13 protein-coding genes and 1 tRNA gene are annotated in these 16423 nt (G+C 72.2%); 10 read left to right on the top strand and 4 right to left on the bottom strand.

Annotated features, from left to right (window positions below):
- Positions 1 to 4 precede the first annotated feature (4 nt).
- Positions 5 to 844 (bottom strand): alpha/beta fold hydrolase, encoded by an 840-nt coding sequence (locus NITAL_RS08165; protein ID WP_052665628.1) that lies wholly within the window; start codon positions 842 to 844, stop codon positions 5 to 7.
- Between the two features lie 397 nt (positions 845 to 1241).
- Positions 1242 to 1472: a hypothetical protein gene (locus NITAL_RS08160; RefSeq protein ID WP_052665625.1), complete on the bottom strand. Its 231-nt coding sequence runs from the start codon at positions 1470 to 1472 to the stop codon at positions 1242 to 1244.
- A gap of 272 nt (positions 1473 to 1744) precedes the next feature.
- Here NITAL_RS08160 and NITAL_RS08155 point away from each other — a divergent pair.
- The 4 genes from NITAL_RS08155 (at position 1745) to NITAL_RS08145 (ending at position 6497) form a co-directional block, all read left to right on the top strand.
- Positions 1745 to 1817, top strand: a tRNA-Arg gene (locus NITAL_RS08155).
- A 171-nt stretch (positions 1818 to 1988) separates the two neighbouring features.
- Positions 1989 to 2345: a hypothetical protein gene (locus NITAL_RS08150; protein WP_157041709.1), complete on the top strand. Its 357-nt coding sequence runs from the start codon at positions 1989 to 1991 to the stop codon at positions 2343 to 2345.
- A gap of 52 nt (positions 2346 to 2397) precedes the next feature.
- Positions 2398 to 2463, top strand: coding sequence for a hypothetical protein (locus tag NITAL_RS29530; protein ID WP_425413690.1), 66 nt, complete (start codon positions 2398 to 2400; stop codon positions 2461 to 2463).
- 104 nt (positions 2464 to 2567) lie between these two features.
- On the top strand, positions 2568 to 6497 hold the full coding sequence (locus tag NITAL_RS08145) for an extracellular solute-binding protein (RefSeq protein ID WP_052665622.1): 3930 nt from the start codon (positions 2568 to 2570) through the stop codon (positions 6495 to 6497).
- A 27-nt stretch (positions 6498 to 6524) separates the two neighbouring features.
- Here NITAL_RS08145 and NITAL_RS08140 read toward each other — a convergent pair whose 3' ends face one another.
- Positions 6525 to 6842, bottom strand: coding sequence for a hypothetical protein (locus NITAL_RS08140; protein WP_157041708.1), 318 nt, complete (start codon positions 6840 to 6842; stop codon positions 6525 to 6527).
- A gap of 1555 nt (positions 6843 to 8397) precedes the next feature.
- Between NITAL_RS08140 and NITAL_RS28460 the strand changes: the two genes are divergently transcribed.
- The gene (locus NITAL_RS28460; RefSeq protein WP_052665619.1) at positions 8398 to 8619 is read left to right on the top strand and encodes a hypothetical protein; all 222 of its coding nucleotides are present in this window, start codon (positions 8398 to 8400) and stop codon (positions 8617 to 8619) included.
- A gap of 792 nt (positions 8620 to 9411) precedes the next feature.
- Positions 9412 to 10110 carry a crotonase/enoyl-CoA hydratase family protein gene (locus tag NITAL_RS08125; RefSeq protein ID WP_169786782.1) on the top strand — a complete coding sequence of 233 codons (699 nt, stop codon included), beginning with the start codon at positions 9412 to 9414 and terminating at the stop codon, positions 10108 to 10110.
- Between the two features lie 4 nt (positions 10111 to 10114).
- Here the strand turns inward: NITAL_RS08125 and NITAL_RS08120 are convergent, their stop codons facing one another.
- Complete coding sequence (locus tag NITAL_RS08120) at positions 10115 to 11221, bottom strand: galactokinase (protein WP_052665617.1); 1107 nt, start codon at positions 11219 to 11221, stop codon at positions 10115 to 10117.
- 72 nt (positions 11222 to 11293) lie between these two features.
- Here NITAL_RS08120 and galE point away from each other — a divergent pair, with 72 nt between their 5' ends.
- The 4 genes from galE to NITAL_RS08100 are packed head-to-tail and all read left to right on the top strand — an operon-like array spanning position 11294 to position 16396.
- A complete protein-coding gene (gene galE / locus NITAL_RS08115) occupies positions 11294 to 12271 on the top strand; it encodes a UDP-glucose 4-epimerase GalE (protein ID WP_052665615.1) in 978 nt (325 codons plus the stop codon).
- Positions 12268 to 13074: a DeoR/GlpR family DNA-binding transcription regulator gene (locus NITAL_RS08110; protein WP_211262272.1), complete on the top strand. Its 807-nt coding sequence runs from the start codon at positions 12268 to 12270 to the stop codon at positions 13072 to 13074. Before galE ends, NITAL_RS08110 begins: the two co-directional genes overlap by 4 nt.
- 44 nt (positions 13075 to 13118) lie before the next feature.
- Positions 13119 to 14516, top strand: a complete 1398-nt coding sequence (locus tag NITAL_RS08105; RefSeq protein ID WP_083441351.1) for a glycoside hydrolase family 36 protein — start codon at positions 13119 to 13121, stop codon at positions 14514 to 14516.
- Positions 14513 to 16396 (top strand): beta-galactosidase, encoded by a 1884-nt coding sequence (locus tag NITAL_RS08100; protein WP_052665612.1) that lies wholly within the window; start codon positions 14513 to 14515, stop codon positions 16394 to 16396. Before NITAL_RS08105 ends, NITAL_RS08100 begins: the two co-directional genes overlap by 4 nt.
- Positions 16397 to 16423: the final 27 nt, after the last annotated feature.

Raw genomic sequence — 16423 nt, 5'->3', positions numbered from 1 at the left:
GAGCTCACCGTGTGGCCTGTTCCTCCAGCCACGCGGTGAGCTCGGCGGTCACCTCGGTCGGGGCGTCGTGCTGGAGCAGGTGGTTGGCGTCGGCGAACGTCCGCAGCCGGCTGCCGGGGATCCGTGCGTGCAGCTCGCGACCCTGGGCGATGGGGAGCCACGCGTCCCGCTCGCCCCAGAGGATCAGGGTGGGCAGGTCGGCCAGCTCGTCGTAGCGGGGTTCCACCTCGTCGGTCAGGCGTTGATCGTTCTGCACGATCTGGCGGTAGAACGCGGCTTTCCCCGTGGGGCCCGTCCACGGCGCGACCAACCGGTCGAGCACGTCGGCGGGCAGGGGGCGGGTGGCCGCCCAGCCGATGTAGCCGCGCAGCAGACCTTCGTGGACCGGATCGGGCAGCGCCGCGAACGTCTCGGCGTGCTCGGTCGCGAGCTGGAAGAACCCGGTGCCCCACGGGGCGAGTGCCACCGCGTCGGCGAGCACCAGCGAGCTGTACCGCGCGCCCTCGAGCAGGTGGGCACGCAACGCGACCGCGGCACCGAAGTCGTGCGCCACCAGGTGGGGCCGATCGAGGTCCCAGTGGTCGAGGAGGCGGGCGAGGATCCGTCCCTGCGCCGCCAGCGACACGTCCTGCCCCTCGCGCTGTTCGCTCTGGCCGTAGCCGGCGAGGTCCCACACGTACACGGTGTGCCGGCGAGCCAGCCCGGCGGCGACCTCGCGCCAGACGAAGGACGAGAACGGCGTGCCGTGGACGAGCACGACGGGTGGCCCCTCACCGTGCACGTCCCAGCGGATCTCGCCCTGCTCGCTGTCGTAGCTCCGGCTCAGGTTCCAGGTCGACGGCACGGGGCGCTCCTCCGGAAGCGGACGGTTGACGCTAGCGACGGGACCGAACCGGAGGCTGCGATCTCGGCCGCGCGCTCGGCGCTACGCGGTGGCGGCGCTCCTGTCGGCGAGCTGAGCGCTTGATCGACCACGCGACGGGGAGCCCCACCGGCGCGCTCGCCAGCACGGCGGACGCCTGGGCGACCGACTCGCCGTCGAGGAGCGGCATGCCGGCGAAGCCGATGAGGAAGATCCGCTGACCACCAGCGCGCCGCACCAACCCGCGAGGGCGACTCCCGTTCCCGCGACGGCTCCCCGCTCGCGACCCATCCAGAGCCCGTGGCCGACACCAGCCACCAGGACGACCCCTGCGGCGGCGGCTTCGACGAGGTCGCTCAACTCACCGATCGTCACCGCATCACGCACGACCAACCCGCGAGGACCATCGCCGGGACGTTCTGGCCACCAGCACCGGCAGCGAGATCGGCAGACCCGGCCCGTAGCAGAGTCGCGGCACGGCCAGTGCGACGAGCATCGGCACGGGTAGCCACGCCACCGAACCGAAGCTGAACAGCCAAGCCCCCAGGATCGTGAGCGCGCCAGCGAGCCCGGTCACCCACCGCCACGAGACCCAGTCCGGGTCGTCCACCACATCCTCGATGACTGGGCCACGACCTGTGGCGCGATGCGGATGTGCCAGCCCGCTCGGAGCACCGATGAGGCGACGCGCGGGTGACGCCCACGAACTTCGACCGGAGCGCGCGCCGGGCCGACGCGCATCCTGGGTCGCCGCGGGCTGGAAGTGGTCGCCCACTCCGCCGCTACGCTGACCGCCCTGTCGAGGCACGCGTCGGAGAGCCAGCAGCGCCCGGCCCTGGGGGTTCCACGGGTCCCCCTCCCGGCGACTCGCCCGGCGTACCCGCCCCTGTAGCTCAGCGGATAGAGCAACCGCCTCCTAAGCGGTAGGTCGCAGGTTCGACTCCTGCCGGGGGCACAGCGCTCGCGAGCGGACAACCTTCGCCATGAGCGACCGGCCGCACCTCCCCATCGACGTCCAGCTGGCGTCCTGGTAAGCGCGCCATGCGGGCCCGCAACCTCGCCCCGAAGACGATCGCGAGCTAGCTCGACTCGGACAGGCAGCTGGCCGACCTCGCCCGCTGCGCGGGTGCTCGATCCGCTCGGACAACAGGCACGAGGAGTGCCTCGCCGACCAGGCCGCCCGCCGCAAACCGTCCACCGTCAGCTTCCGCCACCGCTCGTCGGCATCTCGAACCTCGCTCCTCTGGTCGGCCTGTTCGCGGCCAACAGCGCCATAATCCTCTTCGGTTGGCTGCAGGAGACCGACCATGAGCCCGGTGACGACATGGCGTTCTGGTTCGTCACTCTGATCGGGCTGGTGCCCTGGATGGCGATCGCTTACCACCTGCTCGGCGGCGCCGAGCCACCCGGGTTCGTGTACGCGATCTACGTCTCACTGTTCGCGCTGTTCTGGAGCTTCGGCGTGAAGCAGAGGCTGCAGTAGAGGCGGATCGACCCATGGCGCAACTGCCTCTACGGCGAGCGCGCCCTACATCGTGCTCAGCCTCGTCGCGAAGTCGCTCCTCGCCTGGCAGATCTTCGCGAACGTCCTCCGCGCCTGAACTGCGCCGGGTACTGGCCCGACGGCGGGGGCGACGGTCCCGCGACCGCGCCGGGTCCCGCGGTACCAACGGACGGCAACGTGGAACAGGCGTAAGCTCGGTAGATGGAGATCCGGGTCCTCGGACCGCTCGGGGTGGTCGACGCCGGTCGGCCCGTGGCGCTCGGGGGTCGGCGACAGCGATCGGTCCTCGCCGGTCTCGTCATCCACGCGGGTGAGGCCGTATCGACCGATGCGCTGATCGACCTCGTGTGGGGCGACGACCCGCCAGCGACCGCGCGCAAGTCGCTGCAGACGTACGTATCGCGCCTGCGCCGGATCCTCGGGGACCAGCGCATCGAGGCGACCCTTGGCGGCTACCTCCTGCGCGTGGCCCCGGAGCAGCTCGACGCTCGACGGTTCGAAGTGCTGGCCGACACCGGACGTCAGCTCGCCGTCAGCGATCCCGTCGCGGCGTGGGACCGGCTCACCGAGGCCCTGACGCTGTGGAGGGGCGCGCCACTGTCAGACATCGGCGTCGACGACAGTGAGGTGGCCGCCTACGCGTGGCGCCTCGGCGAAGCACGCCTGGCGGCGATTGAGGATCGCTTCGAGGTGGGGTTGGTGCTCGGTCGCGCCACCCACCTGATCGCGGACCTGCGTGCACACGTCGACGCCCATCCGCTGCGCGAGCGGGCGTGGGGCCAGCTGATGCTGGCCCTGTATCGGTCGGACCGGCAGGCAGAGGCGCTGGACGCCTTCCAGCGCTGCCGTCAGCTCCTCGCGGACGAGCTCGGCATCGAGCCCTCGGAGCAGCTGCGGCGACTGCACGAACAGATGCTGCGCCACGACCCCGCCCTGGCAGCGGCGCCGACTACCGGTCCCGTCCGTTCGGAAGATCTCGGGCCGGTACGCAACCCCTACAAGGGTCTCCGGGCGTTCTCCGAGACCGACACCGCCGACTACTTCGGACGCGAGGCACTCGTCGCCGACCTGCTCGGGCGGCTCGACGCCGGTACGCGGTTCCTAGCGCTCGTCGGTCCCAGCGGATCCGGGAAGTCCTCCGTCGCTCTCGCCGGCCTGATCCCGGCCGTCCGCGAGTCGGCTTCCGGCCGCGCGAGGCTCGCAGCGAGGATGACACCAGGGACGCATCCCTTCGCACAGCTTGAGGCCGCTCTCACGAGGGCGGCGCAGGACGCTGCAGCACCCGTCCAAGTCACGGGCGACGACGACCTCGACCTGCTTCGTGCCGTCCTGACGCTCGTACCTGACGAACACACCGACCTGCTCCTCGTGATCGATCAGTTCGAGGAGCTGCTGACGAGCACCGCCCCAACCGACACGGCAGGCCGCTTCCTCCGCAACCTCCGCGAGGCCGTCGAGGACCCGCATGGACAGCTCGTCGTCGTCGTGACGCTCCGCGGCGACTTCTACGACACGGCGCTGCGCCAACCGGAGCTGGCCGGCCTTCTCGTTGATGGGGTGGTGAGCGTTCCTCCGCTCACATCGGCCGAGCTGCAGGCGGCCGTCGTCCGCCCCGCCCAGGCCGTCGGGCTCATGGTCGAACCGGAGCTGGTCGCCGACCTCGTCGCGGAGTCGGCACGCCAGCCAGCGTCCCTACCGTTGCTCCAGTTCGTCCTCACCGAGCTCACCGATCACGCGGACGGACGCACCCTGACCCACACGGCGCTGCAGGAGGCCGGCGGCATCCAGGGCACCTTCGCCCGTCGCGCCGAGGCGCGGTACTCGTCGCTGACCGACGAGGGGAGGGAGGCGGCCCGTCGCCTGATGCTCCGCCTGGTGACGCTGGACGAGGTCGGAGAGGCCACCCGGCGCATCGCGCTACTCGACCAGCTGTCCCTACCGGACGTCGCCGACATGGCCACGCAGGAAGCCCTCGAGACGCTGGTCGTAGGCCGGCTGCTCGCGTACGACCGCGACCCGGTCTCCGGCAGGGCGACCGTTGAGGTGGCACACGAGGCCGTGCTGCGCGAGTGGCCGCGTTGCGTCCGGTGGATCGAGGAGGCGCGTGCCGACATCCGGATGACACTGGAGCTCGAGCGGGCGGCGCAGGACTGGACGGCCGCAGGTTCGTCGCCTGACTACCTGCTCACCGGCTCCAGGCTACGTCTGTTCGAGGAGTGGGCCGAACACACCGACCTCGGGACGACTTCGACCGCCGCCCGGTTCCTTGCGGCATCCCTGCAGCGGCGTGAGGAGGAGGAGCGTCGGGAGGCCGCGAGGGTCGAACGGGAACGCCTGCTGGAACGTCGTGCTGTCATGCGTCTGCGGGCAGGCGTGGGTGTGCTCGCACTGCTCGTCGCGGTCACGACCGCACTGACGCTGTTCGCGTTCCGGCAGGCGCAGGAAGCCGAACGCCAACGCACGGCGGTGATCGCAGCGACCAGCGAGAGCCTGGTGCGGCAGCTGTCGTTCGCCGCGGTCGCCGAAGCCGGGAGAGACCCGGAGCTGAGCCTCCTGCTCGCGTTGCACGCCGTAGCGGTGGCGACCGTGCGGGACCAGGCGCTGCCGACGGAAACGGTCGAGGCGCTCCACTGGGGCCTGCAGGAACTTCGAGTCCAGTACCCGGTCCGTGACGGTCAGGTGCTGCTGCTCATCGGGACGGAAGGGCCGCGCGGTGCGTACGACCTTCCCGTCGCGGAACTCGTGCAGCTTGCCATGGGCAACGTGACCCGGCAGCTCACCGCCGAGGAATGTCGAACGTTCCTGCCAGGTGGCGAGTGCCCGGAGCCGCTCCCTCACGAACCATGGGCTGATCTTCCCGCCACAACGAAGACAACGGAAGGTAGCGAGACGCTCGAGGGGACGACGGTCCGGGTCGTCGGACTCCGAACCGAACTCGATGCGGATCTGCTGCGCCGGGAGCTCGAGTCGTTCACCGCGGCCACGGGCGTCCAGACGATCTACACCGAGGACACGAATCTGGATATCAGGATGGCGGCCGGCGAGCTGGGCAGGGGCGCAGACGTCGCCCTGATCCCACAACCAGGACAGATCGCGACCGAGGCGGCCGCGGGCCTACTGATGGATCTCGGACGCTACCTGGACCGTGAGCAGGTGGTCGCCGACTACGGGCTCTACCTCGCGTCGCTCGCGACCATCGGCCACGACGGCGCCTTTCCGTCCGCCGACGGGACGCTGTACGCGCTGCCGCTCGACGTCGTCGTCAAGTCATTGATCTGGTATTCACCACGTCGCTTCGCCGAGGCCGGCTACGAGGTCCCGGCCACCTGGGACGACCTGATAAGTCTCAGCGACCGCATCGTGGCGGACGGCGACACGCCGTGGTGCTTCGCCGAGGAGTCCGGTGACGCGTCGGGCTGGCCAGCGACCGACTGGATCGAACACCTCCTGCTCGCCGAACGCGGCCCCGAGGTGTACGACGCGTGGGTGGCTCGTGAGATCCCGTTCCAGGACGTGCGCGTCCGAACCGCGTTCGAACGCCTGGGGCAACTGATGTTCACCGAGGGCTACGTCCGGGGCGGGCCGAGCGCGGCGCTAACCACACCGTTCTGGGCGGGGATCCAGCCGCTACTCGATGATCCGCCGGGATGCTGGCTCCACCGCCAGGCGAGCTCGATGGCGTTGGCCTTCCCGCCTGGGACGGAGGTGGGCCACGACATCTCCGCCTTCCCGATCTCCGGGTTCGGGAGCGGTCTGCGGGAGGCGATGATCGTTGGTGGGGAGTCGGCCCTGGTGTACACGGATCGTCCGGAGGTCCGGGCCCTGGTGCGCTACCTGGCCAGCCCCGACTACGGCCAGGCGTTCGTCACACACCCCGGGTTCCTCGCCGCCAACAGCCAGTTCGACGTGGCGCGCTACCCGGACGAGTGGCGCCGCGTCGCGGCAGCCGAGATGCTCCAGGCGCGCGACAGGGACCGCCTCCGGTTCGACGGCTCCGATCTGATGCCGCCCTGGCTCGGCACCAAGCCGTTCTGGGCTGCGATGGTCGACTACATCGCAGGCGGCCCAGAGACGCTCGATGGGATCCTCGAGCGGCTCGATGCCATCGAGGATCCCGGTGGCGGCGGTTAGGCCACCTCGTAGGTGCGATCTGACGCCTCATCCTCCTCCGAGGGTCTCGCGGGGGATCAGGCCCCTGTTCACCAGGTCACGCACCGCGGCGTCCTGATCCAAGCCTCCTGCGTCGGTGGCAGCCGGTGGCTTGGGGATGTAGCCGAGGTTCTCCAGTTCCTTCGTGATCTCGTCGCGGGTCCGGGTGTCACCCTGGCCGCCGTCCCCACCAGGGGAGAACCAGGCGACGCCCACGACGACCAGTGCCATGGCGACTACCACTCCCACCAGCCATCCGCGTACCCGACGCGGCTGCTCGGGGGTCTCTTGCTCGGTCGACGGTCGATAGTGATCCAGCAGTGCCACGATCCACCTCCTCGTACGTCGTGACACCACCAAATCTCCACGACGACGGACGCAGGATGGCGGCAGCGCGGCTGCAGACCGGCTGCAGAGGTTCGCGGACGACGTCAGGCGGCCGCTCGGAGGACCGGTCGGAGCCCTTCCCGCTGGCCGCTTGATGCCAAGGGGGTGGCTGCGACCCTCAGGAGGGTCGGCCGGCACGAACGTCGAGTTGGGATTCGGAGCTCGGCACCAGCCTCCGCCGAGAGGTCCGTCTGGACCAACCACGGCTCCGTTGCGCAGGGCGATCAGCCGTTCCCGAACGGCCAGGGCGGTCCGACGGCATCTCACTGGACCTGCCGCCCGCAGCCGCCGGACTGCTCCGGCCGGGGCGCGCCTGCGTAACCGTCCACGACCACGACGACGCGTTCTCCTATCAGCTACCAGCGCAACGCGACCTTCGTCGGTCGGTTGGACGAGGGGTCCGTCCTGCGGGTCGAGCGGACGAGCGGTGCACTGGCGTTGCCGCAAGCGGGTCTCGCGCGGATGGCGACGCTGTGGCGCTGGAGGCGGCAGTACGCCGCGCGGCTCGAGGCGGAGGCGCTGCGGCGCGGTCAGCCCGTCCCCGTGAGTTCGTGCTGGATCTGCTCGCTGACGACGGTCCCCCGGCCCCTGTCATCGCCCGGTCCCGACGAAACCCCCGTACCCGACGAGTCTCCGCACGATCCCGTGCCTCCCGGCGACGGGGAGCGTGCCGAGCCGAGCGCCTGGCCGCTCGGAATCGTGTTGCCCGACCGGGACGGCGTGCATCTGGTGCCGTTGGACGCGCCAGAGCGCTGGCGGCTGCTGGACTCCGGCGGGTTCGGGGTCGCCTGGGCCATACCCGACCAGCGGGATGGGCTCATCTTCCGGCACACCGAGACCCCGGAGCCGTGGCCACCAGGCGCGATCATGCGGCTGCGCGCCAGTGCAGTCACCCCCGAGGTGCTCGTGCCGCCCGCGGCGGTGTGGGAGCCCTCGAACCCCGCGGACGGCCCGCAGACGATCGCAGGCCTGTGGCCTTTCGGGGTCGCCACCTCAAGCGCTGGCCATGCCACGTTCGTCTACACAGCCGAGACCGGCCTGAGCCGGCGGCGGCTCACGGTTGACGTCGTCGGGGCGCTGGTGATGGCCGCCGATCTCGAAGGACAACGTGCTCCGGACCGGTGCGCCGGTCGACCGGCGACCCGAGCCGATCACGGACCTTGTTTCGTGGCTGCTGGTAGGTGGCGACCGCGCCGTGGTGAACGGCGACAGCTGGAGGACGTCGACGACCACTGCCCCTTCCTCAGGGTGCTGCACGTGGATCTGCGCACGACAGTCCACACGAACCTCGTCACCTGCGAACTGTCTCCCGGGGCCGCCTGGGCGCTGCGGGCCCTCAGCTACGACGGCAGGACCTTTGCGACCCTCGAGCCCTCGGGCCCCTACTGGTCCGACATCGAGACGTTCGACGTCACGGTGATCAACGTGACGAGCGGACGGATCCTCGAGCAGCGGACCATCCAGACCAAAGGAGGGATGGCAGAACCTCGGCCTGGTGCCCAGCGTCGCCGACTGGCTGACCTACCTCGAGACCGAGACCGAGATCCGCCTGCTCCATCTCGACGGGACCGAACCGACAAGACGCTCGTCCCGGCGCCCTGGGAGGAGTGGACAGACAGCTGGCACCTCGGGATCAGGACCGGGCGTCTTCTTCCACCAGCCGATCGAGCTGGCCCCCGACGCGTCGCTCGCCCCGCCGAGCCAGGCGCAGCAATGACCTCGCGACGCAGCAGGTCCAGCCGTGTCGTCGCTCTCGTGATGGCGGTGTTGCGGCGGGCTGTGTCGCGATTGTCCGGCAGCAGCCGAGCGGTTCGATCCGCTGAGGCCACGATCCCGCAACTGCAGGAGGCGATGGAGGACGGCCGGCCCACCGCGGTCGAGCCGGTCGAGTTCTCCCTCGCCCGGATCGATGACCCCGACGTTGCGCTGCCCTGGCGCAGTCCACCGTCGATGCCCGACCCGGCGCCACCCGTGACCATGACACCAGAATCGCGTTCGACCCCCCGGCCGCGACGCTGCCACATCGTGCCCGCGGTGCGCCGGCAATCAGGCACGCCTCGACCGACCGGGGCCCCCCACCCGGCGGCTCGCGGTCACCAGCCCAGCAGCCGCCGCTGCCTTGCTGGTCCCGAGGCTCGACGGCGGGAACGCAAACACTGCGTCACCCTCAATCTTGACGCCAAGCACCGACTCATTGCCACCACCACGGTGTCGATCGGATCCATCGACCGCCGCACGGCGAATTCTCCGCGGCCATCGGCCGCTCGTCGGCTCGCTGCGACGCCGTGTCCCCAGGCTTCGGCGCCAGTCCCACCGCGAGTCATCGCACAGTGGCGCACGGCCGCCAACCCACCGGGGCGGTGGCACCACCGAACGCATGAGACGGCCCGCCACGCGCGCGCCCGACGAGCCGGCTCGAGCTCCCGCTGACGACCAGTCGGGAGGTCGAGGGCCGTAGGATGCCGGGCCCGTCGTGAGCAGTTCGCTCGCGCCCTCCGGAGGCCAGCGCGTGACCATCTCGTCCGACCTCGTCACCTACGCCTGCGCCGACGGCGTGGCGACCATCACCATGGACGACGGCAAGGCCAACGCCATGTCGCCGACGATGCTCGCCGCCATCGACGGCGCGCTCGACCGGGCCGAGGCCGACGAGGCGGTGGTCGTCCTCCGCGGTCGGCCCGGGATGTTCTCGGCCGGCTACGACCTCGGCGTGTTCCAGTCCGGGGACGGCGACGCGGTCATCGGGATGCTGCGGGCCGGCGGGGGTCTCGTGCGACGCCTGCTCGACTTCCCCCGCCCGGTCGTGGCCGCCTGCACCGGTCACGCCCTGGCCCAGGGCGCGTTCACGCTGCTGGCGGCCGACGTGCGCATCGGGGTCAGCGGACCGTTCCGGTTCGGCATGAACGAGGTCGCCATCGGCATGACCGTGCCGAACTACGCCGTCAGCGTCTGTAAGCACCGGATGGCACCCACCGCCTTCGACCTCGCCCTCGGGACCGGCCGCCTGGTCGGTCCGGAGGAGGCCCAGGGCTGGGGGCTGCTCGACGACGTCGTCGACGAGGCCGCCCTCGACCAGACGGTGGCCACGGAGGCCGCGCGCCTCGCCGGACTGGTCCCGGACGCCCACCTCGGCACCAAGCGACGTGTCCGCGCCGACCTGGCCGAGACCATCCGCCGCCAGATCGACGCCGAGTTCCCCGCCCCCTGACCTGTCAGGTCAAGAGGCCGGCGCCGTCGACCGCCGAGCACCGGTGGGCGACCACCTCGCGCTGTGGCCACCGCGCCCGGGCACCGTCGACCACCTCGGCGGCCACGTCATCGGCCCGGTCGACGGGGACGAGGGCGACGATCGCGCCGCCGAACCCGCCGCCGGTCATGCGGGCCGCCGTGGCCCCGGCCTCGCCGGCGAGGTCGACCAGGCCGTCGAGCTCCGGGATGGACACCTCGTAGTCGTCCCGCAGGCTCGCGTGCCCCTCGGCGAAGCAGCGACCCACGGTGACCAGGTCCCCCGCCTCGAGTGCAGCGACGACCCTGCCGACCCGGGCGTTCTCGGTCACCACGTGCCGTAGCCGTCGCGCGGGCACGGCGTCGACGTCGGCGAGGAGGTCGTCGAGCTCAGCCGGATCGACCTCGAGCGGGCGCCGGCCGCCGAGGACCGGCAGCGCCGCTGCGAGCTCCCGCGAGCGCTCGGCGTAGCCCGACGTCTCGAGCTGGCGGCGCACCCCCGAGTCGATCAGCAGCAGCGCGTGGTCCGCCGGGAGCGGGACGGTCCGATGCTCGAGGGTGCCGCAGTCGAGCAGGACGGCCTGCCCCCGACGTCCGAGGATCGACGCGGCCTGATCCATGATCCCGGAGGGCACGCCGACCGCCCGGTGCTCGGCGCGACGGCAGGCGGCCGCCAACTGCAGCGGCTCGAGGCCGAACCCGGCAGCCAGGCAGAGCGCGGTCCCCACCACCACCTCGAGCGCCGCCGATGACGACAGGCCGCACCCCTGTGGCAGGTCGGAGTCGAGCGCACCGGTCAGGCCGACCGGGTCCCGGCCGAGCCCGGTGAGCTCGGCGGCCACCGCAGCCACGTACCGCCCCCAGCCGTCGGCCGGGACCTCACTGCCGTCCGCCGCGACGTCCACGACCCCGGGTGCCTGCGCCGAGGTCAGCCGGATCCGGTCGCCGCCGCTCACCTCGACCGTCAACCGGACGGTCCGGTCGATCGCGACCGGGAGCACCAGACCGTCGGTGTGGTCGGTGTGCTCGCCGATGAGGTTCGCGCGCCCTGGCGCTCGCACGACCGAACCCGGTGGCAGCGATCCGGTCCGCACGTTGCAACCTCCGCAGGAACGTCTAACGTAAGTGCATCGAAGGTTAGAGCAAGCCAACGAAAGGCGGGGACGATGCGCGTCCTGGTCACCGGCGGTGCCGGGTTCATCGGCGCCACGACGACCGCCGCGCTGCTCGGCGCGGGCCACGAGGTCACCGTCCTCGACGACCTGTCCACCGGGCACCGGGACGCGGTCCCGGCGGGCGCCGAGCTCGTCGTGGCCGACGCCACCGACCCGACGGCGGTTGGGCCCGTCGTCGGCGACGGACGGTTCGACGCCTGCATCCACTTCGCCGCGCTCATCGAGGCCGGCGAGTCGATGCGCCACCCGGAACGGTTCTTCACCGTCAACACGGCGGGGACCGCGCGGCTCCTCGAGGTGCTGATCGACCACGCCGTCCCCCGGTTCGTGCTGTCGTCGACCGCCGCCGTCTACGGCGAGCCCGAGCGCACCCCCATCGACGAGGACCACCCCCTCGCCCCGACCAACGCCTACGGCGAGTCCAAGCTCCTGATCGAGCGGATGCTCGCCTGGCACCACCGCATCCACGGCCTGCGCACGGCCGCGCTGCGCTACTTCAACGCGGCCGGGGCGACTCCCGGACGCGGGGAGCGCCACGACCCCGAGACCCACCTGATCCCGCTCGTCCTGCAGGTGGCCGCCGGCGAGCGCGATCAGGTCAGCATCTTCGGCAGCGACTACCCGACCCCGGACGGCACCGCGATCCGCGACTACGTCCACGTCGCCGACCTCGCCGACGCCCACGTGCGCGCCGTCGAACGGCTCGACCAGCTCGGGACCTGCACCGTCAACCTCGGTAGCGGCACCGGGTTCAGCGTCCGCGAGGTGATCGACGCCGCTCGCCGCGTCACCGGCCACGCCATCCCCGTCATCGAGGCCGATCGTCGCGCCGGCGACCCCGCGCGCCTGGTCGCCTCCGCGACGAGGGCCCGCGAGCTGCTCGGGTGGGAGCCGGCCATCACCGACCTCGACCGCATCGTCGCCGACGCCTGGAACGCGACCGTCGACCACGCTGGAGCACACCCGTGACCGCCACCGAGCCACCGGCCGGCCCCCTCCCGGCACGGGTTCGGCGCGATCGGATGCTGGCGCAACTGCGCGAGCACGAGTTCGTCCGCGTCACCGACCTCGCCGAGCGGTTCGAGGTCTCGGAGGTGACGGTCCGTGCCGACCTCGACACGTTGGAGTCCCGCGGGCACCTGCGGCGCGTGCGCGGCGGCGCGGTGCCTCGCAGCACGGCCCCCGCCGAGCGGCCCTTCGAGGAAGCGGAGATCGCTGCGGCCGACCAGAAGCGAGCCATCGCTCGCGCCGCGGCGGCGAGCGTGTCGGACGGCGACACCATCATCCTCGACGTCGGCACGACCACGACCGCCATCGCCCAGGAGCTCGCCGCCCGCGAGGACCTGAGCGACATCACCGTCTTCACCTCCTCGTTGACGATCGCGCTGGCGCTCGAACCGGCCACGCCGCGACTGACGGTGGTGGTCACCGGCGGGACCCTACGCCCGAAGCAGCACTCTTTGGTCGAGCCGCTGGCCGGTCTGGTGTTCGCCTCGATCCGCGCCGGCACCGCCTTCGTCGGCTGCAACGGGCTCGACGTCGACGCGGGCGTGACCAACGTCAACCTGCCCGAGACCGAGGTCAAGAAGCTCATCCTGCGGGCAGCCCAGCGACGTGTCGTCGTCGCCGACGGCAGCAAGCTCGGTCAGGTCGCCCTCGCCCACGTCTGCGATCTCGACGAGGTCGACCTGCTCATCACGTCCGCGGATGCCGATCCCGAGCTGGTGTCCTCGCTGCGTAGCACCGGCCTCGACGTGCACCTCGCCGACTGACCGCGCCGCGCCGTCCGCGACCGTCCGCACCATCCGGAGCCCCCGTGTCCTTCCACCCCATCGCCGAGGTCCGCGTCGACCCCCGCGTCGCCATCGTCTACGAGCACGGCTGGCAGTCGTGGAGCCCCGCGGGGGCCTACCGCGTCGCCGCCACCACACCGCGGCCCGCCCGTCCCCGCTGGCAGACCATGGCGTTCCGACCCGAACGCCCCGCCCCCGCCGAGGGCGCCCAGGGTGAGGGCCTGTTGGCCCTCCAGCCCGAGCCCGGTGCACCCGTCACGGTCTGGTCCGCGCCCGACCCCCACCGCGAGGTGCCGACCCTGCGGTCGCGGCTGACCGACGGCGACCTGGTCGTGGTCGAGGTCGACGGCGACGTCTACCAGGACACCTACGACACCGACCTCGACGAGGCGCTGCGCCGCCACGGCGACACCGTCGTCCGCCGCCAGGAGCTGCCGAACCCGCCGGCGCTCGGGACCGGCTGGTGCAGCTGGTACGGCTACTGGGGCAAGGTCACCGAAGCCGACGTGCGCACCAACCTGGCCGCAGCCGACGAGCTCGACCTGCCGATCGACACCATCCAGCTCGACGACGGGTACCAGACCGAGATCGGGGATTGGCTCACCCGGCGGACCGACCGGTTCCCGTCCCCGTTGGCCGACCTCGCCAGCGCCGTCGCGGCGACCGGACGTTCCGCCGGGATCTGGACCGCTCCGTTCTGTGTCGGCGCCGACAGCGTGCTGGCCGCCACCCACCCCGACTGGCTCGTCGGCGGCGCCGAGGCGTCCGATCATCACTGGGGGCAGCGCATCGGCGTCCTCGACGTGACCCACCCGGACGCCGCCGCGCACCTGGTCGAGGTGATGCGGACCCTGACGTCGTGGGGGTTCAGCTACCACAAGATCGACTTCCTCTACGCCGGCGCGATCCCCGGCCGGCGGTACGCCGACTGTTCCCCGCTGGACGCCTACGGCGAAGGGCTGCGCCTCGTGCGTGAGGCCATCGGCCCGGACGCGGTGCTCCTCGGCTGCGGTGCGCCGTTGCTGCCGAGCATCGGCCGGGTCGACGCCATGCGCACCAGCCCCGACATCGACCCGACGTTCACACCGCCCGAAGGTGACGTCAGCCAGCCGTCGCAGCAGGGCGCGCTGCTCGCCGGACGCGCACGGAGCTGGCAGCACGGACGGTTCTGGACCAACGACCCCGACTGCATCCTCGTCCGCGCCGAGGTCGAGGACCGGGACGGTTGGGCCCGCTACCTGGCGGCCAGCGGTGGCCTCGCGGTCAGCGGTGACCCGCTGCCGGCCCTCGACGACCACGGGTTGGCGCTGACCCGCGCGCTGCTGACCGAGCCGCGCGCCGAGGGAGGCCGGTGGGTGCCCGACCCGGACAACGCGGATGCCGGCCGTCTCGCCGGCGAGGATGCCGGGGTGAGGCCGTGAAGCTCGGCGTGTGCTGGGAGCCCGAACAGCACCCGCGTGCGACCTGGGCCGGCGACGTCGACCACATGGTCGACCTCGGCTTCAGCGTGGTCCGCATCGGCGAGTTCGCCTGGTCGACCTACGAGCCCGCCCGCGACCGGTTCGCGTGGGGCTGGCTCGACGACGTCCTCGACCTGCTGCACACCGCGGGGCTCGAGGTCGTCCTCGGCACCCCGACCGCCACGCCGCCCGCCTGGCTCCTCGCCGAGCGACCCGACATCGCGTGGGTCGGGGCCGACGGTCGTGCCGCCGTGCACGGCAGCCGTCGTCACACCTGCCCGACCTCCCCTGCCTACCGCGAGGAGGCCGCCCGGATCGTCGGCCACCTCCTCGCCCGGTACGCCGATCACCCGGCGATCGTCGCCTGGCAGGTCGACAACGAACCCGGCAACCACGCGACCGGCCGCTGCTGGTGCGACGCCTGCGGGGCGGCGTTCCCGGCGTGGCTGCGCGAGCGCTTCCCCGACGCGGCGGCGCTCAACGCCGCCTGGGCCGGACCGTTCTGGTCGACCGACTACGGCTCGCTCGACGACGTCGCCCTCCCGGTCCCCACCGTCACGGCCCACGACCCGGCGCTCGAGCTCGCTCACCGCCGCTTCGGGTCCCACCAGCACGCGCAGGCCGTCGCAGCCCAGCGCGAGCTGATCCGAGTGGCCGCCCCGGGACGCGACGTGTTCACCAACGTCTACGCCGGCGACCTCGACCTCGACCCGCGCGAGCTCGCCCGCCCGAGCGGCCTCGGCGCGATCGACAGCTACCCGCACGGCCTGGACGGCCCCGCGGAGGTCGCCTTCCACCTCGACCTGGCGCGTGGGCTCGCGCTGCCGACCGACGCCGGTCCCGAGGCTCGTGGGGGCCGCGCGTGGATCGCCGAGCAGCAGCCGGGCCCGGTGAACTGGACGCCTGACAACCCCGCCGTCCCACCGGGACAGGTCCGCCTGTGGTGCTGGCAGGCGGCGCTCCACGGCATCGAGACCACGCTGCTGTTCCGCTGGCGTGCGGCCCGCCGCGGGCAGGAGCAGCACCACGCGGCGGTCCTGCGCCACGACGGCACGGAGGCGCCTGCGGCCGACGAGGTCCGCCGTCTCGTCGCCGAACTGCCAGCCGCGCCGGTCCGCCCGGCGGCGACCGTCGCGCTGCCGTTCGCGCACCTCGACGGCTGGCAGCTCGAGGTGCAGCCCCACCTGCCTGGCGCGACCCACCGCGAGCTGACGGTCACGGCCCACGCCGCGGCCGCCCGGCTCGGCCTGGACGTCGACGTGGTTCCCGACGACTCGCGGCTCGCCGCGTACCCGGTCGTGCTCGCTCCGGCGTTGCACACCGTCACCACCGACCGGATCCGCCGTCTGGAGGCGGCGCTCGATGCCGGCAGCACGGTCGTGCTCGGGCCCCGCTCGCTGGTGCGCGACCTCGACGCCGCGTGGGTGGACCGACCCCTGCCGGCGGACCTGGCCGGGCGGCTCGGTGCCCGGGTCGACCACCACGGGTCGCCGGCGGGGTGGCCCCGCGACCCGCAGGACGTCAGCGCCGTCCGGATCGGCGACCAGGTCCTGCCGGCCGGAGGTTGGATCGAGACGTTCACGCTCGAGGCGCCCGACACCGAGGTGCTGGCCACCGCGGAGGGCGGACCGCTGCACGGCGCACCGGTCGTGGTGCGACGTGGCGCCCTCGTGCTCGTCGGCGCGGCGTCCCGGGAGGTCTGGGTGACCGTGCTCGCCACGCTGCTGGACCGCACGCCCCACCCCGAGCACCTCGAGGTCGTCACACGTGACGGACGGGAGGTCGTCCTCGACCACCGCACCCGGACCATCACGGGCCTCGCCGGGGTCCCCCCCGCCTGAGCCCGACGCCCGACGGCGCACGTCGCG

It is taken from the genome of Nitriliruptor alkaliphilus DSM 45188, from assembly GCF_000969705.1.
Taxonomy (GTDB): Bacteria; Actinomycetota; Nitriliruptoria; order Nitriliruptorales; family Nitriliruptoraceae; genus Nitriliruptor; species Nitriliruptor alkaliphilus.
The sequence above is the reverse complement of the archived record's forward strand: the minus strand, read 5'-3'. Positions and strand labels throughout refer to the sequence as shown.